This window comes from Delftia lacustris (assembly GCF_040267515.1).
Lineage (GTDB): Bacteria > Pseudomonadota > Gammaproteobacteria > Burkholderiales > Burkholderiaceae_C > Comamonas > Comamonas tsuruhatensis.
On sequence record NZ_CP141274.1, the window covers coordinates 228,118 to 248,421 of the forward strand.

Here is a 20,304-nt window from a genome sequence, read left to right on the forward strand (position 1 = left end):
GCGCCTTCAGGCCGCCTTGGCTTTCGTGAGCAACTGGTCCAGCAGGACCATGGCTTCGTCGATCTCGGGGCGCGAGATCATCAGCGAGGGCGCGAAGGTGATCACGTTCTTGTAGTAGCCGCCCACGTCCAGCACCAGGCCGCGTTTCTGGCCCTGGTATTCCAGGCCGCCTTCGAGGCCGATGTCCACCATCTTGTCCAGCAGCGCCTTGTTGGGCGTGAAGCCGTCTTCGGTGCAGATCTCGGCGCGCAGCGCCAGGCCCAGGCCGTCCACGTCGCCGATTTCCTTGTGGCGCTTTTGCAGCTCCTTGAGGCCTTCGAGGAAGTAGGCGCCCGATTCGCGCACCTGGCGGCCGAAGTCCATCTCGTGGGTCATCTTCATGACTTCCAGGCCCAGGGCCGTGCCCAGCGGGTTGGAGGCGAAGGTGGAGTGGGTCGATCCCGGCGGGAAGATGGTGGGGTTGATCAGCTCCTCGCGCGCCCACAGGCCCGACAGGGCGTTGAGGCCGTTGGTCAGCGCCTTGGCAAAGACCAGCACGTCGGGCTTGACGCCGAAGTTCTCCACCGACCACAGCGTGCCGGTGCGCCAGAAGCCCATCTGGATTTCATCGACCACCATCAGCACGCCGTGGTCGTCCAGCACCTTCTTGAGGCCCTTGAAGAAATTGGGCGGCGGCACGACGTAGCCGCCCGTGCCCTGGATGGGCTCCACGTAGAAGGCTGCGTACTCGCACTGGTTGGTCTTGGGGTCCCAGATGGCGTGGTATTCGTTCTCGAACTTGCGCGCGAATTCCCGGACGATGGAGTCCGCGTATTCCTCGGACGTCATGCCCTTGGGGCGGCGGAACGGGTAGGGGAAGGGGATGAACTGCGCGCGGTCGCCGAAGTGGCCGTAGCGGCGGCGGTAGCGGTAGCGGTAGCTGGAGGTGATGCTGGAGGCGCCCAGCGTGCGGCCATGGTAGCCGCCCTCGAAGGCGAACATCAGGCTCTTGCCACCGCTGGCATTGCGCACGACCTTGAGCGAGTCCTCGATGGCCTGGGCGCCGCCCACGTTGAAGTGCACGCGGCCGGCATGGCCCCACTTGCGCTCCGCATCCTGGGCGATGAACTTGGCCAGCTCGATCTTGGTGGGGTGCAGGTACTGGCTGGCGACCTGGGGCAGGGTCTGCAGCTGCTCGATCATCTTCTGCTCGAGGCGCTTGTTCTTGTAGCCGAAGTTCACGGCCGAATACCACATCTGCAGATCGAGGTAGGGCGTGCCGGCCTCGTCGTACATGTAGCTGCCTTCGCAGCCCGAAAAGATCTTGGGGGGATTGACGTAGTGGACGGTATCCCCGAACGAGCAGTACTTGGCTTCGTCGGCCAGGAGTTGGGCGTTATTGGTCACAGCAAAGGGCTCCAGATATTCAGCCGCCGCAGTGTGAGCGGGCAATCTTGCTGCGCTGTCGAGTCTTTGTGTGGGGTTTGTGGAGGAGGTCCGCGCGGGACCGTGATCTGTCCCTGTGACGTAAATGATACAAAACAAATGATAATCATTATCAATTGGTGGGAGAATCGCGGAAAGCCAGCAGGAAGAAATCACACCCGGGGGGAATCAATGGTCTCGCAAGAGCACTCCGCGAAGAGGTCGGCAGCTAGCCAGCAACCCTCGTTCCCCGATTCCTGCCATGGCTCCATCTTCACGCTCCTGCGCCCCTGTCTCCCTTTTCTGGAATCCCTGCGCTGCGCCGGCCTTGCGGCCCAGCCTGCTGGCCGTGGCCGTGCAGGCCGCCGTGATCGGCCTGGCCACGTCCGGCGCCTGGGCCCAGCCCCGGCCTCAGGCCCTGGACGATGAGGCCCGGCTGATGGCGCAGGCACCCACCAAGGCACTGGCCCAGGTCGACGTGGTCGACACGGCCGAGCCCGCGCAGCGCACCCCGGGCACCTCCACCACCGTCAGCGGCCCGGCGCTGGAGCAGGCCGGCAGCATGGCCGACGTGGTGCGCTACCAGCCCCTGGTCTCCGCGCCGGGCACGGCCTCGGGCACCAGCCGCAACCGCAGCAGCTTCGACCGCTCGGGCACCACGGGCTACAACATCCGCGGCATCGAGGGCAACCGCATCGGCATGGATGTGGACGGCGTCGAGATGCCCGATGCCACCACGCGCCCCTATGTGAGCCGTGTCGGCGCCAACACCTTCGGCGTGGGCCGTGACTTCATCGATCCGGAAATGTTCTCGGCCGTGGACATCCACTCCGGCACCACCACGGCGCGGCGCGCGGCCGGTGGCATCGGCGGCTCGGTGGGCTTTCGCACCAAGTCCGCCGAGGACTACCTGGTGGGCGGCAAGACCTCCTACCTGGGCGGCAAGATCGGCCACGACACGGCCGACCGCTCCTGGAACGAGAGCTTCACGGCCGCTGGCCGCTCGGGCGACCTCGACGGCCTGATCGCCTATTCGCGCCGCGACGGCCACGAGACGCGCAACCACAGCGCCATCGTCAACAGCTATCCCGACGACTGGAACTCCAACGCGCTGCTGCTCAAGGGCGGCCTGCGCATCAACCCGGCCCACCGCCTGGTGCTGTCGGCCGACCTGTACCGCCGCAAGAACGACACCTCCTTCCACGGCTGGGACACCACCAACACCAGCATCACCGAAAGCTCGCGCCAGAACAGCGACACCAGCCGCAACACGCTGCAGCTGCAGCACCTGTGGACACCGGCCGGCGCCTGGGTGGACCAGCTGGACACGCGGCTGTACTTCCAGAACACGGACACCAACGACGTCACCGACACCACCACGCTGGCCACGGGCGCCAAGGTGCACAACGTCTCGGGCAACGAGACGCGCACCTGGGGTTTCTCGAGCACGGGCGACAAGCGCATCGACCGCCACCGCCTGAGCTTTGGCGTCAATGCCTCGACCCAGGACACGGAGCGCCCCTGGGCCGTGTCCGGCAGCATGAAGCCCCAGCCCGACACCACCACCCGCCGCTACGGCGCCTTCCTGCAGGACGAGATCAGCTTCCAGGCCGGTGGCCGCCGCCTGGCGCTGATTCCCGCGCTGCGCGTGGACCGCGTGGAGATCAAGACACGCGACCTGGACAACTTCGTCTCGGGCGTGCTCACGGCCGCCGATGTGGAAAAGATTTACGGCGGCACGCGCGGCAACACCATCCTCAGCCCCAGCCTGGCCCTGGTCTATGACCTCACGCCCACGTTCAGCGCCTATGCCCAGTTCAAGCGCAGCGGGCGAGCGCCCTCGGCCGGCGAGATCTTCGGCTCGTGGAACATGGCCAGCAACTACAATGCGGCAGGCCAGTACGCCCTGGTGGGCAACCCCAACCTGAAGGAGGAAAGCAGCAATGCCTTCGACTTCGGCCTCAAGGGTTCGCCTACGCCGGGCGTGACCTTCAACAGCTCGGTCTTCTATACCAGGTACTCCGACTTCATCGCCTACACGCGCTACCTGCGCGCGGGCCGTCCCGACCTGTTCGTCAACGTGCCCGCCCACATCGGCACCATCTACCAGGCCGAGAACCGCGACAGCGCAAAGATCTACGGCTTCGAGGCCAGCGCGCGCCTGGACCACGGCCAGTGGATGCCCGCCGCCAGGGGCCTGTACTCCACCTGGGCGCTGGGCATCAGCCGCGGCACCTCCAAGTCCTACTACGCAGGCGACAAGGATGTGCCGCTGGACAGCGTGCTGCCGCGCAAGGCCATCGTCGGCGTGGGCTATGACGCACCGGCCCGGCAATGGGGCCTGAACCTGACCGGCACCTTCGTCGCGGGCAAGCAGGCCGTGGCCACCAACCGCGACAGCTACCAGAACGCGGGCACCGGCCTGACCGACTCGACCACCGAGCTGTTCCGCGTGCCCGGCTATGCCATCTTCGACCTGGCCGGCTACTGGCAGGTCGCAAAGAACGTGCGCCTGAACGCCGGCATCTACAACCTGGGCGACAAGCGCTACTGGGACTATTCCAGTACCCGCAGCCTGCAGCCCGGCGTGGCGCGCGACCGCCGCGACATCGAGCTGCTGAGCAACCCGGGCCGCACCTTCGCCGTGTCCATGAACGTTGCGTTCTGAGCACCCTGCGCACCATGCCATTGCATCCACGCCACCTTCACTTGCCGCGTGGCGCGGATCCGAGGAGTTTCTCCAGGGGCCGGCCGGCCTTCCCTACAGCGGCGGTGTCGGCCGGAAAGCCTCCACCACCATCGCAGCCGCCGCTGTATCTGCCTACTTCAGGAGTCGTTTCATGATCGAGTTCTCTCTGTCCCACCGCATGCTGGCCGCTGCCGGCCTGGCGGCCCTGCTCACCGCCTGCGCATCGCCCACGGCACCGTCCGCCAGCGGCCCTGCCCAGCCTGCGGGCGGGCATGGCCAGTCTGCCTTCATGGGCAGCTACGACGCCAACCGTGATGGCGTGGTCACGCGCCAGGAGTACGACACCGTGCGCAAGCAGCGCTTCCTGGCCGGCGACACCAATGGCGACGGCTGGCTCAGCGAGAAGGAGTACGTGGACGAGTTCGAGGCCCGCCTCAAGCAGCAGTACGCGGGCCGCCAGCCCGACGAGCGCTATGCCCAGTCCATGAAGCAGGCCCATGTGCGCTTCGGCATCGTGGACAGGAACCGCGACGGCAAATACACCGTGGAAGAAGACATGGCCATCGCCGATCGCAGCTTCAAGGAAGCCGACGTCAATGCCGACGGCGTCGTGGACAAGAACGACGTCAAGAAGCCCTGAGCGGACATGGCTGGAACCCCATCCAAGCGATTGGCCTGGTGGCTGCCGCTGCTGTCGGCAGTCTGCCTTTCGGCCCAGGCCCACACGCCCTACCTGCTGCCCACCAGCTTCGAGGCCCAGCCCCGGGCCGTCATCAGCGTGGACGCCAGCTTTGCCGACAAGTTCTTCATCCCCGAAGTGGCTTTTGGTGAAACGCGCTTCACCGTGACGGCGCCCGACGGCTCGGTCACGCCCATGGCCGATGTGCGCCAGTTCAAGACCCGCACCGTGGCCGAGCACCAATTGCCCGACGAGAAAGGCACCTACCGCGTGAGCACCGGCCCGCGCCTGGGCGCCATCTTCCGTTCGTGGGAGCGCAACGGCAAGGTCGAGACCGCGCGTGATCCCGCCACGCCCACGCCGGCCGATGCCAGGCTGCTGAGCCACTACCAGTCGCTGTCGGTCTCCGAGACCTACATCACGGTGGGCAAGCCCAGCCGGGCTGCGCTCGCGCCCTCAGGCAAGGGCCTGGAGATCGTGCCCGTCACGCATCCCGCCGACCTGTTCGCGGGCGAGAAGTTCGACTTCACCGTGCAATACGACGGCAGGCCGCTGGCCGCGCAGAAGGTGGAAATCTTCCGCTCGGCCATGGACCTGGCCAGCCAGCACAGCGTGGACGCGCTGACCACCGATGGCGAGGGCCGCATCTCCTACGCCCTGCCCAAGTCCGGCATCTACCTGGCCCTGGTGCGCTACCGCGCCGACGCCCCCGCCGGCGCCGCCGCGCCGCAGTACGGCAACAACTACACGCTGACGTTCAGGGTGCTGGCGCAGTAAGGGGTTCCGGCTTCACGAGAAAGGCCTGCCGCCATGGAGGTGCAGGCCTTTTCTCATGGTGAAGCCCAGCCCCAGGCGATGTGCATGAGGGCTATGCGCCTCAACCCGTGGCCACCACCCGCAGCACCTCGGCGCCATAGGCGTCCAGCTTCTTGGCGCCCATGCCGCTGATGCCCTGCAGGTCGTCCAGCGAGGCCGGGTTGCGCTCGGCAATGGCGGCCAGCGTGGCGTCGTGGAAGATCACGTAGGCCGGCAGGTTGTGCTCGCGCGCGACTTCGGCGCGCCAGGCCTTGAGGTTGATGAAGCGCACCTGGGCATCAGGCCCCAGGCTGGCGGCGGCCGCGTTGGGCTGGGTGGCGCGCTTGGAGGTGCGCGTGCGCGGCGCTGCGACGGCCTCGCGCAGCTGTACCTGGACATTGCCGCGCAGCACTTCGCGCGAGCCTTCGGCCAGGCACAGGGTGTCGAAGCTGTGGCCGCTGTTCTCGCTGGTGATCTTGTGCAGGCCCAGGGCGCCGGTGGCCAGCAGCTGGCGCATCACGCCGCGCAGCTGGGGCTCGCTGTAGTCCTTGCCCAGGCCGAAGGTGGAGATCTTCTCGTGCCCGTACTGGCGCACCTTCTCGGTGTCCTTGCCGCGCAGCACGTCCATGATGTGGCCCGCGCCAAAGGTCAGCTGGCTGGCCTCGTGCACGCGGTAGATGGTGGACAGCAGCTTGCGCGCGGCGTCCGTTCCATCCCACAGGGCCGGGGGCTCCAGGCAGTTGTCGCAGTTGCCGCAGGCGGTCTTTGCCACGCGCTGCAGCGGCCGGCCTTCAATGTCCGTCTCTGCGTCTTCTCCCGGTGCGCCCAGGCCGTACTGCTCGCCGAAGTAGGCCAGCAGCCGCACGCGGCGGCAGTCCGTGGCCTCGGCCAGGCCCAGCAGGGCATCGAGCTTGCCGCGCATGACCTGCTTGAAGGTGTCCTCGGCCGGGCTTTCGTCGATCATGCGGCGCTGGTTGACCACGTCGGACAGGCCGTAGGCCATCCAGGCGTCGGCGGGCAGCCCGTCGCGGCCTGCGCGGCCGGTTTCCTGGTAGTAGCCCTCGATGTTCTTGGGCATGTCCACGTGCGCCACGAAGCGCACATCGGGCTTGTTGATGCCCATGCCGAAGGCGATGGTGGCGACGATGACGATGCCGTCCTCGCGCAGGAAGCGGTCCTGGTGCAGCTGGCGCGTCTCGAAGGGCAGGCCCGCGTGATAGGGCAGGGCGGGCACGCCGGCCTGGCTCAGCGTCTGGGCCAGCTCCTCCACGCGCTTGCGCGACTGGCAATAGACCACGCCGGCCTCGCCCTCGTGCTCGCGCTCGATGAAGCGCAGCAGCTGGTTGCTGACGTCCTTCTTCTCGGCGATGCGGTAGCGGATGTTGGGGCGGTCGAAGCTGCTGACGAAGTGCCGCGCGCTCTCCAGCTGCAGCCGCTCGACGATGTCGGCGCGCGTCAGCGCGTCGGCCGTGGCCGTGAGCGCAATGCGCGGCACGCCCGCATAGCGTTCGTGCAGCACGCTCAGCGCGCGGTACTCGGGCCGGAAGTCATGGCCCCACTGGCTCACGCAGTGCGCCTCGTCGATGGCGAACAGCGACAGCTTGCCCTGGGCATGCAGGTCGTCGAGCAGGCCCAGGAAGCGCGGCGTGTTCAGGCGCTCGGGCGCGGCATACAGCAAGGTGATGTCGCCGCTTTGCAGGCGCCATTCGACTTCCTGCGTCTCGTCATAGGACAGCGTGGAGTTCAGGTAGGCGGCGCTGACACCGGCCTCGTGCAGCGCGCCCACCTGGTCGTGCATGAGCGCGATCAGCGGCGACACCACCACCGCCACGCCGTGGCCCTGCTGCTGGCGCACGATGGCCGGCACCTGGTAGCACAGGCTCTTGCCGCCGCCCGTGGGCATGAGCACCAGCGCATCGCCGCCGGCGACCACGTGCGAGACGATGGCCTCCTGCGGACCGCGGAATTGTTCGTAGCCGAACACGGCTTGCAGGACGGAATGCGCGGCGGACAACGGAGGCTTCTTTCGGCAGGGGCGGCTGGCGCGGGAGGGGGCGGGATGCGGGCGCTTCCCGCAACAAATGCGCTGCGGCCCGAAGGCCGCAACAGCCGCCATTTTGCGCCCCCTCGCAAGGTCCAGGGAAGACCTGGGGTTTGAACCGCTCTGCATCAACGGCCTTTTCCGGGCGCGAGGGTGCCATTTTCAGATTTCTCCTAGCCACCCGCTGCTGCATTCAGCTGCCGGCCAGCACCCCGCGCGCAATGATGCTGCGCTGCACTTCGGACGAGCCCTCGTAGATGCGCAGGATGCGCGCATCGCGCACCAGGCGCTCCAGCGGCATTTCGCGCGTGTAGCCGTAGCCGCCGTGGATCTGCAGGGCCTCGTCGGTGACGAAGCCCACCATTTCCGAGGCATGCAGCTTGGCCATGGCCGAGTGCTGGGTGAAGGGCTGGCCTGCCTGGCGCAAGGCCAGGGCCTGCATGGTCAGCGCCCATGAGGACTCCAGCCGCAGCTTCATGTCTGCCAGCTTCCACTGGATGCCCTGTTTCGTGGCCAGCGGCTCGCCGCCGACCAGGCGCTGATTGGCCCATTGCGCGGCGGCGGCCAGGGCGGCCTCGGCCACGCCCAGGGCGGTGGCCGCCACGTCCAGGCGGCTGTTGTCCAGCACCTTCATGGCCGTCTTGAAGCCCGTGCCCTCGGCGCCCAGCCGGTGGCTGGCAGGCACGCGCACGCCGTCCAGCGAGACCTCGAAGGCATGGCCGCCGCGGATGCCCATGAGTTTTTCGGGCGCCGAGACCTGGATGCCGGGCAGGTCACGCGGCACGATGAAGGCGCTGACGCCGCGTGCACCGGCCTCCATGTCGGTCTTGGCGAAGACCACCATGAAGCGCGCCTCGGCGGCGTTGGAGATGAAGTGCTTGACGCCCGTGATCAGATAGTCGTCCCCATCGCGCACGGCGCGCGTGCGCATGTCGGCCGGGTGGGAGCCGCCGCGCGGCTCGCTCAGCGCAAAGGCCGCCAGCCATTGGCCGCTGGCGCAGCGCGGCAGCCACTGCTGGCGCTGGGCGTCGTCGCCGCCGATGAGCACGGCGTCCGTGCCCAGGTAGTGGGCGCCGATCATGGACGAGGTGGCCGCGCAGGCGCGCGAGATGGCCACCAGGGACAGCAGCATGGCCGTGGGCGTGACGCCGGGGCCGCCCAGGGCCTCGGGCAGATTCATGCCCATCACGCCCAGGGCCGACAGGCCCGGCACATGGCAGGTGGCGGACAGCGCCTCTTCGTCCATGCGCTGCGCCAGCGGGGCGAGTGCGTCGTCGGCAAAGCGGGCCACGGCATCGGCAATGGCGTGGTCGTCGGCGGTGGTGCCCAGTCGTTGGAAGTTCATGTCGGTTGCTCAATGTGATGGGGAAGAGGGGGCTGCGCCTGCGGTGCCCAGGGCACCGGATGCGCGCAGCGCGGCAATCGCTTCGGCACCCCGGCCCAGCCACTGCGAGAGCAGGGCCTCGGTGTGCTCGCCCAGGGCCGGTGCGCGCTCGGCGCGGTTGGGTGCGGCGCCGCTGAAATGCACGGGCTGGGTGGGCAGGCGCAGGCCGGGCAGGCGCGGGTCCTGCACCGCGCCGAGCAGGCCGCGCGCCTGGCTCTGGGGCGACTCCAGCGCCTGGGCAATGTTCCAGATGGGGGCGGCGGGCACGCCGGCCGCATCCAGCGCGGCCACCACCTGCGCCACTTCATGCCGGCCGGCCCAGGCCTCGATGGCCTCGCGCAGCGCGGGTTCGTGGGCCGAGCGTGATTCGTCGCTGGCAAAGCGCGGGTCGCCGGCCAGGCTGCCCAGCTCCATGGCCTGCAGGGCGGCAGCGAACAGCTTGTTGTTGAGCACGGCCAGCGCGAAGTGGCCATCGCCTGCGCGGTACACGCCGAAGGGGGCCGACAGCGGATGGCGGTTGCCCACGCGGCGCGCGGGCCGGCCCGTGAACAGGTAGCGCGCCACCGAGGTGGCCAGAAAGCTCAGCGTGGTGTCGAACATGGCCACGTCCACCTGCTGGCCCTGCCCGGTGGCGCGGGCCTGCAGCAGCGCGGCCAGCGTGGCCCAGGAGGCGAACAGGCCGGCCACCACGTCGCTGACGGCCTCGCCCACGACGGTGGGCGCGCCATCGGGCTCGCCCGTGGCCTCCATGAGGCCGCTCATGGCCTGCACGATGATGTCGTAGGCCGGCCGGTGGGCCAGCGGCCCGGTCTGGCCGAAGCCCGAGACGCTGACATAGACCAGGCGCGGATTGAGCGCCCGCAACTGGCTTGCCCCGATGCCCAGGCGCTCGGCCACGCCGGGCCGGAAGTTCTCCACCACCACGTCGGCCTGGGCCGCCATCTCGTGGACCAGGGCCACGGCCTCGGGGTGCTTGAGGTCCAGCACCAGGCTTTGCTTGTTGCGGTTCATCACCGTGAACAGCGCGCTTTCGCCGTTGTTCATGGGGCCGATGGCGCGGTAGTCGTCGCCCTGCGGCGGCTCGATCTTGACGACCTCGGCGCCCAGGTCGGCCAGCAGGGCCGTGGACAGCGGCCCGGCCAGCACGCGCGTGAAGTCGAGAATGCGCACGCCGTCCAGCGGGCGGGCGGTACTGGCAGGGGCGGGGGGCGAGGCGGATTCGGTCATTGATGCAGCCATGGACAGGTGGTGGATGGCTGCATGCTGGCCCGCAATTGAATCAATGGAAAATATTCAATCCTGATGCAATGCATTCAAAAAGATGATCCATATCAACCTCCGGCAGCTTGAGTACTTCGTGGCCGCTGCACGCCATGGCAGTGCGGCGCGCGCGGCAGAAGCCATCGGCGTGTCCCAGCCGTCCATCTCCAAGGCGATTGCCGACCTGGAGGCGCTGTGGGGCGAGGCGCTGTTCGTGCGCCGCCATGCCAGGGGGCTGGATCTCACGGCGGCCGGCGCGGTGCGCAGCCGCGAGGCCCAGGCGCTGCTGGACGGCGCACGCAGCCTGCAGGGGCCGCGCACGGCGGCGATGGCGGGTGTGCTGCGCCTGGGTTTTCTGAGCACGCTGGGCGCGCGCTGGGTGCCGGCCCTGCTGGCGCAGATGCAGCGCCGCCATCCCGGCATTGCACTGGAGCTGGTGGAGGGCGATATCGCCTCGCTCACGCAGCAGGTGGAGCGCGGCGAGCTCGATGCGGCCCTGCAGTACAACACGGGCCTGGCGCGTCCCCGCATGGAGCTGCTGCCCGTGGCGGCGTTGCCGCCCTATGTGCTGCTGCCGCATCGCCATGCGCTGGCGGCCAGGACCAGCGTGAGCCTGGCCGAAGTGGCGGACCACCCGCTGGTGCTGATCAACCTGCCGCACAGCCGCGAGTATTTCCTGTCGCTGTTCCGCGAGGCCGGCGTGACGCCGCTGGTGGCCCATGAGTTCGCCTCCATCGAGATGCTGCGTTCCATGGTGGCCAATGGCCACGGCCTGAGCGTGCTGACCACGCGACCGATGGTGGACCGCGCCCACGATGGCCAGCGCCTGGCCTGCCGCCGCATCCGGGGCCGCGTGGCCCCCCAGCCCGTGGTGCTGGCTGTGCCGGCGGGCAATGCCTCGCCGCTGATTGCACCTTTTTTGAAGGTGGCGCGGGCTGTGATTGCACCGTAGCGGCGCGCCGTGCGGTGGCCTGCACCACGGTGGTGAATCGCGACCAGGGACTTTCCCCAGCTTGTATGGACAAGATGGGTTGGCACGGTGCTTGCTCTCGCTCTCTGTGTTGACCGCAGATGGATGCAGGTTTCCGCCCTTGCCAGGTTTGCCGGGTAATCCTGTATATACATGTTTGGTCGGCAAAAACACACTTCGGGCTTCCGCACCGGTCTGCCCGCGGACCCCGAAACTGCCATTGCCAACTTGCTTTCCCGACCGAGGAGTGCCACATGAGTTCGATCCCCACGTTCCGCCGCCTGCCCCTGGGGCCGCTGGCCGCCGCCCTCTGCCTTGCCGCCGCACTGCAGCCCGCTGCCGCGCAGGAGACCAAGATCACCCTGGGCATGTCGGGCTGGACAGGCTTCGCGCCGCTGACCCTGGCCGACAAGGCCGGCATCTTCAAGAAGAACGGCCTGGCGGTGGACCTGAAGATGATTCCACAGAAGGACCGCCACCTGGCCCTGGCCTCGGGCGCCATCCAGTGCGCGGCCACCACCATCGAGACGCATGTGGCCTGGAACACCAACGGCGTGCCCATCGTGCAGATCTTCCAGATGGACAAGTCCTATGGCGCCGACGGCATCGCCGTGCGCAATGACGTCAAGGGCTTTGCCGACCTCAAGGGCAAGACCGTGGCCGTGAGCGCGCCGGGCACGGCGCCGTACTTCGGCCTGGCCTGGATGCTGCACAAGAACGGCATGACCATGAAGGATGTGAAGACCGTCTCCCTGGAGCCCCAGCCTGCGGCCCAGGCCTTCGTGGCCGGCCAGAACGATGCGGCCATGAGCTACGAGCCCTACCTGTCCACCATCCGCGCCAACCCGGCGGCGGGCAAGATCCTGGCCACCACCATCGACTACCCCATGGTCATGGACACCGTGGGCTGCGATCCCAAGTGGCTCAAGGCCAACGCCGCCGCCGCCAAGGCCCTGGCCCAGTCGTATTTCGATGCGGTGGCCATGATCGAGGCCGACAAGACCAAGTCCTTCGAGATCATGGGCACGGCCGTCAAGCAAAGCGGCGAGCAGTTCGGCAAGTCGGCCTCCTACCTCAAGTGGTCCGACAAGGAAGCCAACCAGAAATTCTTCGCCAACGAGCTGGTGCCGTTCATGAAGGAATCGGCCGTGATCCTCAAGGAGGCCGGCATCATCCGCTCCATCCCCGAGAACTATGGCGTGATGTACGACGCCAGCTTCATCCAGTAAGCCCGCCAGGGGATGACCATGCAAGCCGCATCCACTTCCGCAGTCCAGCCGGCTAACAAGCCCATGACCCACGCCACACCGCACGCTCCCGCGCCCGCCGCGGCGCCAGCCCCCGTCCGCCGCCGCCGCATGGCGCCGCTGGAGCCCGTCAGCCCCACGGCCAAGTGGGTGCTGGGTGTGGCCTTCTTCGTGCTGTTCTTTCTCGTCTGGGCGGCTGTGACGCTGGGCGGCTTCGTCTCCCCGACCTTCCTGGCCAGCCCCATGACCATGGCGCGCGAGGGCGTGCTGCTGTTCACCGAGTACGGCTTCCTGCACGACATCGGCATGACGGTCTGGCGCGTGATGGGCGGCTTCATCCTGGCCTCGGTCGTGGCCGTGCCCCTGGGCATCGCCATGGGCGCCTGGAAGCCGGTCGAGGCCTTCTTCGAGCCCTTTGTCTCGTTCTGCCGCTACCTGCCGGCCTCGGCCTTCATCCCGCTGCTGATCCTGTGGGCCGGCGTGGGCGAGACGCAGAAGCTGCTGGTCATCTTCATCGGCTCGGTGTTCCAGATCACGCTGATGGTGGCCGTCACCGTGGGCGGCGCACGCAAGGACCTGGTGGAGGCCGCCTACACGCTGGGCGCCTCCAACACCGGCGTGGTGCGCCGCGTGCTGATTCCGGGCGCCGCGCCCGGCATTGCCGAGACGCTGCGCCTGGTGCTGGGCTGGGCCTGGACCTATGTGATCGTGGCCGAGCTGATCGGCTCGTCCTCGGGCATCGGCCACATGATCACCGACAGCCAGGCGCTGCTGAACACGGGCCAGATCATCTTCGGCATCATCGTGATCGGCCTCATCGGCCTGGTGTCCGATTTCATCTTCAAATCGCTGAACCGTCGCATGTTCGAGTGGAGCACCCTGTGATGAATCTGCTGTCCATTCAAGGTGTTTCGCGCACCTTCACCAGCCACAAGGGCACGAGCACGCAGGCCTTGCTGCCTGTGGATTTCGAGGTCCGCGAGAACGACTTCGTCACCATCCTCGGCCCCTCGGGCTGCGGCAAGTCCACCATGCTGCGCATTGCGGCGGGGCTGGATTTCCCGACCACGGGCCAGGTGCTGCTGGACGGCCGCGCCGTGGACGGGCCGGGCGCCGACCGGGGCATGGTGTTCCAGAGCTACACGTTGTTCCCGTGGCTGACGGTGGCCCAGAACATCCGCTTCGGCCTGCGCGAGAAGGGCGTGAGCGAGGCGCTGCAAAAGGAGCGCAGCGACTACTTCATCGCCAAGGTGGGGCTGCGCGGCTTCGAGAACCACTTTCCCAAGCAGCTGTCGGGCGGCATGCAGCAGCGCACGGCCATTGCGCGCGCGCTGGCCAACGATCCCAAGATCCTGCTCATGGACGAGCCCTTCGGCGCACTCGACAACCAGACCCGCGTGCTCATGCAGGAGCTGCTGCTGGGCATCTGGGAGGCCGAGCGCAAGACCGTGATGTTCGTCACCCACGACATCGACGAGGCCATCTTCATGGCCAACCGCGTGGCCGTGTTCAGCGCGCGGCCGGGCCGCATCAAGGCCGACATTCCCGTGAACCTGCCGCATCCGCGCCACTACACGGTCAAGACATCGCCCGAGTTCATGGAGCTGAAAGCCCGGCTGACCGAAGAGATTCGCGCAGAGTCGCTGGCTGCTGCTGCACACTGACGCTTTTCATGACCACTGCCCACACCATGTCTTCCCGCTCCACGGCTTCTCGTCTTTCCGCAACGACGGCGGAGGTGCCCATGGCCCTGTACCAGCAGGTCAAGGACCATGTGATGCGCAAGATCGCCGATGGCTCGCTGTCGGCCGGCGAGCGCGTGCCGTCCGAGCAGGAGCTGGTGCAGGAGTTCGGCGTGGCCCGCATGACGGCCAACCGCGCGCTGCGCGAGCTGGCCGAGCAGGGCGTGATCGTGCGGGTGGCGGGCGTGGGCTCGTTCGTGGCCGAGGAAAAGCCGCAGTCCACGCTGCTGCGCATCGCCAACATCGCCGAGGAAATCCGCCAGCGCGGCCATGACCACCGCTTCGAGCTGATCAGCGTGCGCCGCGAGTCGGCCTCGCCCGAGGCGGCGGCTTCGCTGCAGCTGTCCGCCGGCAGCTCGGTGTTCCACCTGCAGGGCGTGCATTTCGAGAACGACGTGCCCGTGCAGCTGGAAGACCGCCATGTGAACCCGCGCATGGCGCCGGACTTCATGGAGCAGGACTTCTCGCTGATCCAGCCTTCGGTGTATCTGGTGCGCAACGTGCCCTTCGACCAGATCGAGCATGTGGTGGACGCCATGCTGCCCACGCCCGAGCAGGCGCGCTGGCTGCAGATGGACGCCGACCAGCCCTGCCTGACGCTGACGCGCCGCACCTGGTACCTGGGCACGCCCGTGACCTGGGTGCACTGCGTGCATCCGGGCATGCGCTACCGGCTGGGCAGCCGCTTTCGCACAGACGGCGGATCGCACGACGGCTGAGGCCGGAAAGGCGGGGTTCCCGCTCTTGCGCTGTTCCGCTTCGATTGATATTGTATAGACAGGCATAGACATCCATCCTGGCACATCCTTCCAGACACCGACAGGGCATCACCATGAACACCATCACGACTCCCGGCCTCACCTCCCGTCCCGGCACCGCGCTGACGCTGCAGCCCGGCCAGGTCACCCTGGCCCAGCTGCGGGCCATCCAGCAGCGCGGCGTGCGCCTGTCCATGGCGGCGCCCGCCTACGAGCGCATGCGCGCCGCCCAGGCCCATGTGCAGCACATCGTGGATGAGGACCAGGTCGTCTATGGCATCAACACCGGCTTCGGCAAGCTGGCCTCCACCAAGATCGCCCATGACCGCCTGGCCGAGCTGCAGCGCAACCTGGTGCTGTCGCACAGCGTGGGCACGGGCGAGCCGCTGCCCGACGCCGTGGTGCGCCTGGTGCTGGCCACCAAGGCCGTGAGCCTGGCGCGCGGCCACTCGGGCGTGCGCCCCGAGCTGGTCGATGCGCTGCTGGCCCTGGCCAATGCCGACGTGCTGCCCGTGATCCCCGGCAAGGGCTCGGTGGGCGCCTCGGGCGACCTGGCGCCGCTGTCGCACCTGGCCTGCGTGCTGATCGGCGAAGGCCAGGCCAAGATCGACGGACAGGTGGTGTCCGGCGCCGAGGCCATGCGCCACGTGGGCCTGGAGCCCTTCGTGCTCGGCCCCAAGGAAGGGCTGGCCCTGCTCAACGGCACCCAGGTGTCCACGGCCCTGGCCCTGGTGGGCCTGTTCCAGGGCGAGAGCGTGTTCGCGGCCGGCCTGGTGGCGGGCTGCCTGACGCTGGAGGCCATCAAGGGCTCGGTCAAGCCGTTTGACGCCCGCATCCACGAGGCGCGCGGCCAGCTTGGCCAGATCGCCGTGGCCGCCGCCGTGCGCGAACTGCTGGACGGCAGCGCCATCGACACCTCCCACCCCCATTGCGGCCGCGTGCAGGACCCGTACTCCATCCGCTGCGTGCCCCAGGTCATGGGCGCCTGCCTGGACAACCTCAGCCATGCGGCCCGCGTGCTGGTGATCGAGGCCAATGCCGCCTCGGACAACCCGCTGGTCTTCGACAACGGCGACGTGATCTCGGGCGGCAACTTCCACGCCGAGCCCGTGGCCTTCGCGGCCGACATCATCGCCCTGGCCCTGGCCGAGATCGGCGCCATCTCCGAGCGCCGCATGGCCCTGCTGCTGGACACCGGCCTGTCGGGCCTGCCGGCCTTCCTGATCGCCGACAGCGGCGTGAACTCGGGCTTCATGATCGCCCAGGTCACGGCCGCCGCCCTGGCTGCCGAGAACCAGTGCCTGGCCCACCCCAGCAGCGTCACCAGCCTGCCCACCTCGGCCAACCAGGAAGACCATGTCTCCATGGCCACCTACGGCGCGCGGCGCCTGGGCGAGATGGCGCGCAACACCGCCGTCATCGTGGGCGTGGAAGCCATGGCCGCCGCCCAGGGCATGGACTTCGACCGCAGCCTGAGCAGCTCCGAGCTGATCGAGGCGCAGTACGCGCTGATCCGCAGCCAGGTTCCCCATCTCGACCGTGACCGCTACCTGGCACCCGACATCGAAACCATGCGCCAGTGGGCGCTTGCCACGGACTGGCCCCAGGCCATCGTCCGCCACCTGCCCAGCCACCAGGCTGCCTGAACCCCGCAACCGCTCACCCCTCGCATCCAGGAGATCGCCATGAACGCCAACGACGCCATCCTCAACGCCAACGCTGCCACGGCTGCCACCAATCCCCGCTATGACGCCAGCCGCGTCATCCGCGCCCCGCGCGGTAGCGAACTGCACTGCAAGAACTGGCTGGCCGAGGCTGCCTACCGCATGCTGCAGAACAACCTGGACCCCGACGTGGCCGAGAACCCCAAGGCCCTGGTGGTCTACGGCGGCATCGGCCGCGCGGCGCGCAACTGGGAGTGCTATGACCAGATCCTGGAGTCGCTGAAAAAGCTGGAGGCCGACGAGTCCCTGCTGATCCAGTCGGGCAAGCCCGTGGGCGTGTTCAAGACGCACGAGAACGCACCGCGCGTGCTGCTGGCCAACTCCAACCTCGTGCCCCAGTGGGCCAACTGGGAGCACTTCAACGAGCTGGACCAGAATGGCCTGTTCATGTACGGCCAGATGACGGCCGGCAGCTGGATCTACATCGGCGCCCAGGGCATCGTGCAGGGCACGTTCGAGACCTTCGTCGAGGCCGGCCGCCAGCACTACAACAACGACCTCACGGGCAAGTGGATCCTCACGGCGGGCCTGGGCGGCATGGGCGGTGCCCAGCCCCTGGCCGGCGTGCTGGCCGGTGCCTGCGTGCTGGCCATCGAATGCCAGCAAAGCAGCATCGACTTCCGCCTGCGCACGCGCTACCTGGACAAGCAGGCGCGCGACATCGACCACGCGCTGGAGCTCATCGCCCAGCACACGGCCGCGGGCGAGGCCATCTCCATCGGCCTGCTGGGCAATGCCGCCGAAATCCTGCCCGAGCTGGTGCGCCGCGCAAAGGCCGGCGGCGCCCGCCCCGACATCGTGACCGACCAGACCTCCGCCCATGACCTGATCAACGGCTACCTGCCCGTGGGCTGGACCGTGGACGAGTGGCGTGCCGCCGCGGCAGACCCGTCGCGCCATGCCCAGCTCAAGGCCGCCGCCGCCCAGGGCTGCGCCCAGCACGTGCAGGCCATGCTGGACTTCCAGGCCATGGGCATTCCCACGGTGGACTACGGCAACAACATCCGCCAGGTGGCCCTGGACCAGGGCGTGAAGAACGCCTTCGACTTCCCCGGCTTCGTGCCCGCCTACATCCGGCCGCTGTTTTGCGAGGGCAAGGGCCCGTTCCGCTGGGTGGCCCTGTCAGGCGACCCCGAGGACATCTACAAGACCGACGCCAAGATCAAGGAACTGTTCCCCGACAACAAGCACACCCACCGCTGGCTGGACATGGCGCGCGAGCGCATCAGCTTCCAGGGCCTGCCCGCGCGCATCTGCTGGCTGGGCCTGGGCGAGCGCCACAAGGCGGCCCTGGCCTTCAACGAGATGGTGAAGAACGGCGAACTCAAGGCCCCCATCGTGATCGGCCGCGACCACCTGGACTGCGGCTCGGTGGCCAGCCCCAACCGCGAGACCGAATCCATGAAGGACGGCACGGACGCCGTCAGCGACTGGCCGCTGCTCAACGCCCTGCTCAACACCGCAGGCGGCGCCACCTGGGTCAGCCTGCACCACGGCGGCGGCGTGGGCATGGGCTACTCCCAGCATGCGGGCGTGGTCATCGTGGCCGACGGTACGGACGAGGCCGCCGCCCGCCTGGGCCGCGTGCTCTGGAACGATCCGGCCACCGGCGTGATGCGCCATGCGGATGCGGGCTACGACATTGCCGTGGCGGCCGCCAAGCGCCATCAGCTGAACCTGCCCATGGTCAAGTGAGCCGCTTGCAGGACACCACGGCCATGCAGCGTTTCGACCTGAACCAGATCGCCGCCAGCCCCTGGAAGAACGGGGGCGGCAGCACGCGCGAGATCGCCTGCTGGCCGCCCGGGGCCGGCATGGAGGCCTTTGGCTGGCGCATCAGCGTGGCCACCATTGACCAGCCCGGCCCGTTCTCGGCCTTTGCGGGCGTGGACCGGCAGATCATGCTGCTCGATGGCGACGGCGTGCACCTGCGCGGCGAAGGCATCGACCATGTGCTGGACGCGCGCTGGCAGCCGTTTGCGTTCTCCGGCGATGTGGCGCTGGGCTGCTCGCTGCTGGGCGGCACTTCCACCGACTTCAACGTGATGGCGCGGCGCGGCCGGTGGCGGGCGCAGGTCCAGGTGCTGGACAGCGCTGCCGACGCCGGCCGCGCCGACGCCGGCCTGTGCATGGTGCTGCAGGGCGACTGGCAGGCGGATGGCGCTGCGCTCATCCCCGGCCAGGGCCTGTGGTGGAGCGCGCCGCAGCCCGACCCGCAGCAGCTGGTGCCGCAGACCGACGACGCGCGGCTGGTGCAGGTGCTGCTGCAAGCCTGCTGACGACCCACGACATCCAAGGACTCACCCCATGACCGAGCCCCACGCACCCGCTTCTGCACCTGCTTCCGCACTCGCTCCATCCTCTTCGGCCGACGGCTGCTGGCAGAACCTGCGCCTGGCGCCTGACATGTTCGAGGCCGGCCAGGCCGTGGGTGACGGGGAGGATGCCTGCATCGTGGTGCAGCAGGGCCGCGTGGCCTGGGTGGGGCCGCAGCAGGCCCTGCCGCCCGCATATGCGTCCCTGCCGCGCCATGACGGCCAGGGCATGCTGGCCACGCCGGGCCTGGTCGATTGCCACACCCACCTGGTCTATGGCGGCGAGCGCGCCAACGAATTCGCCATGCGCCTGGACGGCGCCAGCTACGAGGAAGTGGCACGCGCCGGCGGCGGCATCGTCTCCAGCGTGCGTGCCACGCGCGAGGCCAGCGAGGACGACCTGTTCGCCCAGGCCCTGCCGCGCCTGCAGCAGCTGCTGGACGAGGGCGTCTGCGCCATCGAGATCAAGTCGGGCTACGGCCTGGCGCTGGAGCACGAGCGCAAGCAGCTGCGCGTGGCCCGGCGCCTGGGCCAGGCCCTGGGCGTGACCGTGCGCACCACCTTCCTGGGCGCGCATGCGCTGCCGCCCGAGTACGCAGGGCGCAGCCAGGACTACATCGACCTCGTCGCCGGCACCATGCTGCCCGCGCTGGCGGCCGAGGGCCTGGTCGATGCGGTCGATGTGTTCTGCGAGCGCATCGCCTTCTCGCTGGCCGAGACCGAGCAGGTCTTCCAGGCCGCACGCGGCCTGGGCCTGCCCGTCAAGCTGCATGCCGAGCAGCTGTCGAACATGGAGGGGGCGGCCCTCGCGGCCCGCTATGGCGCGCTGTCGTGCGACCACATCGAGCACCTGTCCGAATCCGGCATTGCCGCCATGCGCGACGCGGGTTCCGTGGCCGTGCTGCTGCCCGGCGCCTACTACACGCTGCGTGACACCCACATGCCGCCCATCGCGGGCCTGCGCGCCGCGGGCGTTCCCATGGCCGTCTCTACCGATCACAATCCGGGCACCTCCCCCTGCCTGAGCCTTTTGCTCATGGCCAACATGGCCTGCACCCTGTTCCGGCTCACCGTGCCCGAGGCCCTGGCGGGCATCACCCGCCATGCCGCGCGCGCTCTGGGCCTGCAGGACGAGCATGGCCTGATCGCGGCCGGCCGTCCCGCCCACTTCGTGCTCTGGCCCGTGCGCCATGCGGCCGAACTGGCCTACTGGTTCGGCCGCAAGCCTGACTGCACCATCGTGCGACAGGGCCGCATCGTGCGGACCCGCGGGCAGGGGAGCCACTGAAAGCCTGC

Annotated in this window: 16 protein-coding genes; 12 read left to right on the plus strand and 4 right to left on the minus strand. The window is 68.5% G+C overall.

Features of this window, described 5'->3' with window-relative positions:
* Window positions 1-6: 6 nt before the first annotated feature.
* The gene (locus U6958_RS02520; RefSeq protein ID WP_074921193.1) at window positions 7-1,386 is read right to left on the minus strand and encodes an aspartate aminotransferase family protein; all 1,380 of its coding nucleotides are present in this window, start codon (window positions 1,384-1,386) and stop codon (window positions 7-9) included.
* 280 nt (window positions 1,387-1,666) lie between these two features.
* Here U6958_RS02520 and U6958_RS02525 point away from each other — a divergent pair, with 280 nt between their 5' ends.
* The 3 genes from U6958_RS02525 to U6958_RS02535 all read left to right on the plus strand — a co-directional run bounded on the left by U6958_RS02525 (window position 1,667) and on the right by U6958_RS02535 (window position 5,549).
* Window positions 1,667-4,072, plus strand: a complete 2,406-nt coding sequence (locus U6958_RS02525; RefSeq protein ID WP_074921194.1) for a TonB-dependent hemoglobin/transferrin/lactoferrin family receptor — start codon at window positions 1,667-1,669, stop codon at window positions 4,070-4,072.
* A 172-nt stretch (window positions 4,073-4,244) separates the two neighbouring features.
* The gene (locus U6958_RS02530) at window positions 4,245-4,733 is read left to right on the plus strand and encodes a hypothetical protein (RefSeq protein WP_016447372.1); all 489 of its coding nucleotides are present in this window, start codon (window positions 4,245-4,247) and stop codon (window positions 4,731-4,733) included.
* Between the two features lie 6 nt (window positions 4,734-4,739).
* Window positions 4,740-5,549 carry a DUF4198 domain-containing protein gene (locus tag U6958_RS02535; protein ID WP_074921195.1) on the plus strand — a complete coding sequence of 270 codons (810 nt, stop codon included), beginning with the start codon at window positions 4,740-4,742 and terminating at the stop codon, window positions 5,547-5,549.
* Between the two features lie 100 nt (window positions 5,550-5,649).
* Here U6958_RS02535 and U6958_RS02540 read toward each other — a convergent pair whose 3' ends face one another.
* From U6958_RS02540 to U6958_RS02550, 3 genes are all read right to left on the minus strand, one after another.
* Window positions 5,650-7,581 carry a RecQ family ATP-dependent DNA helicase gene (locus U6958_RS02540; protein WP_017405658.1) on the minus strand — a complete coding sequence of 644 codons (1,932 nt, stop codon included), beginning with the start codon at window positions 7,579-7,581 and terminating at the stop codon, window positions 5,650-5,652.
* Window positions 7,582-7,801: 220 nt separating this feature from the next.
* Window positions 7,802-8,953 (minus strand): acyl-CoA dehydrogenase family protein, encoded by a 1,152-nt coding sequence (locus tag U6958_RS02545; RefSeq protein ID WP_074921196.1) that lies wholly within the window; start codon window positions 8,951-8,953, stop codon window positions 7,802-7,804.
* Window positions 8,954-8,962: 9 nt separating this feature from the next.
* Window positions 8,963-10,219, minus strand: coding sequence for a CaiB/BaiF CoA-transferase family protein (locus tag U6958_RS02550; RefSeq protein WP_074921197.1), 1,257 nt, complete (start codon window positions 10,217-10,219; stop codon window positions 8,963-8,965).
* Between the two features lie 94 nt (window positions 10,220-10,313).
* Here U6958_RS02550 and U6958_RS02555 point away from each other — a divergent pair, with 94 nt between their 5' ends.
* From U6958_RS02555 to hutI, 9 genes are all read left to right on the plus strand, one after another.
* Window positions 10,314-11,204 carry a LysR substrate-binding domain-containing protein gene (locus U6958_RS02555; protein WP_074921198.1) on the plus strand — a complete coding sequence of 297 codons (891 nt, stop codon included), beginning with the start codon at window positions 10,314-10,316 and terminating at the stop codon, window positions 11,202-11,204.
* A 272-nt stretch (window positions 11,205-11,476) separates the two neighbouring features.
* On the plus strand, window positions 11,477-12,451 hold the full coding sequence (locus tag U6958_RS02560; protein WP_013800043.1) for an ABC transporter substrate-binding protein: 975 nt from the start codon (window positions 11,477-11,479) through the stop codon (window positions 12,449-12,451).
* Between the two features lie 18 nt (window positions 12,452-12,469).
* Window positions 12,470-13,354, plus strand: a complete 885-nt coding sequence (locus tag U6958_RS02565; RefSeq protein WP_016447378.1) for an ABC transporter permease — start codon at window positions 12,470-12,472, stop codon at window positions 13,352-13,354.
* Window positions 13,354-14,133: an ABC transporter ATP-binding protein gene (locus U6958_RS02570; protein WP_012202086.1), complete on the plus strand. Its 780-nt coding sequence runs from the start codon at window positions 13,354-13,356 to the stop codon at window positions 14,131-14,133. The genes U6958_RS02565 and U6958_RS02570 overlap by 1 nt, the downstream gene beginning before the upstream one ends.
* 26 nt (window positions 14,134-14,159) lie before the next feature.
* Window positions 14,160-14,930, plus strand: a complete 771-nt coding sequence (gene hutC / locus U6958_RS02575) for a histidine utilization repressor (RefSeq protein ID WP_074921257.1) — start codon at window positions 14,160-14,162, stop codon at window positions 14,928-14,930.
* A gap of 113 nt (window positions 14,931-15,043) precedes the next feature.
* Window positions 15,044-16,615, plus strand: a complete 1,572-nt coding sequence (gene hutH / locus U6958_RS02580; RefSeq protein ID WP_074921199.1) for a histidine ammonia-lyase — start codon at window positions 15,044-15,046, stop codon at window positions 16,613-16,615.
* 39 nt (window positions 16,616-16,654) lie between these two features.
* Window positions 16,655-18,388: a urocanate hydratase gene (hutU, locus tag U6958_RS02585; protein ID WP_074921200.1), complete on the plus strand. Its 1,734-nt coding sequence runs from the start codon at window positions 16,655-16,657 to the stop codon at window positions 18,386-18,388.
* Window positions 18,389-18,411: 23 nt separating this feature from the next.
* A complete protein-coding gene (locus U6958_RS02590; RefSeq protein WP_046982624.1) occupies window positions 18,412-18,972 on the plus strand; it encodes a HutD family protein in 561 nt (186 codons plus the stop codon).
* A 28-nt stretch (window positions 18,973-19,000) separates the two neighbouring features.
* Window positions 19,001-20,296: an imidazolonepropionase gene (gene hutI / locus U6958_RS02595; protein WP_074921201.1), complete on the plus strand. Its 1,296-nt coding sequence runs from the start codon at window positions 19,001-19,003 to the stop codon at window positions 20,294-20,296.
* The last annotated feature ends 8 nt before the right edge of the window (window positions 20,297-20,304 follow it).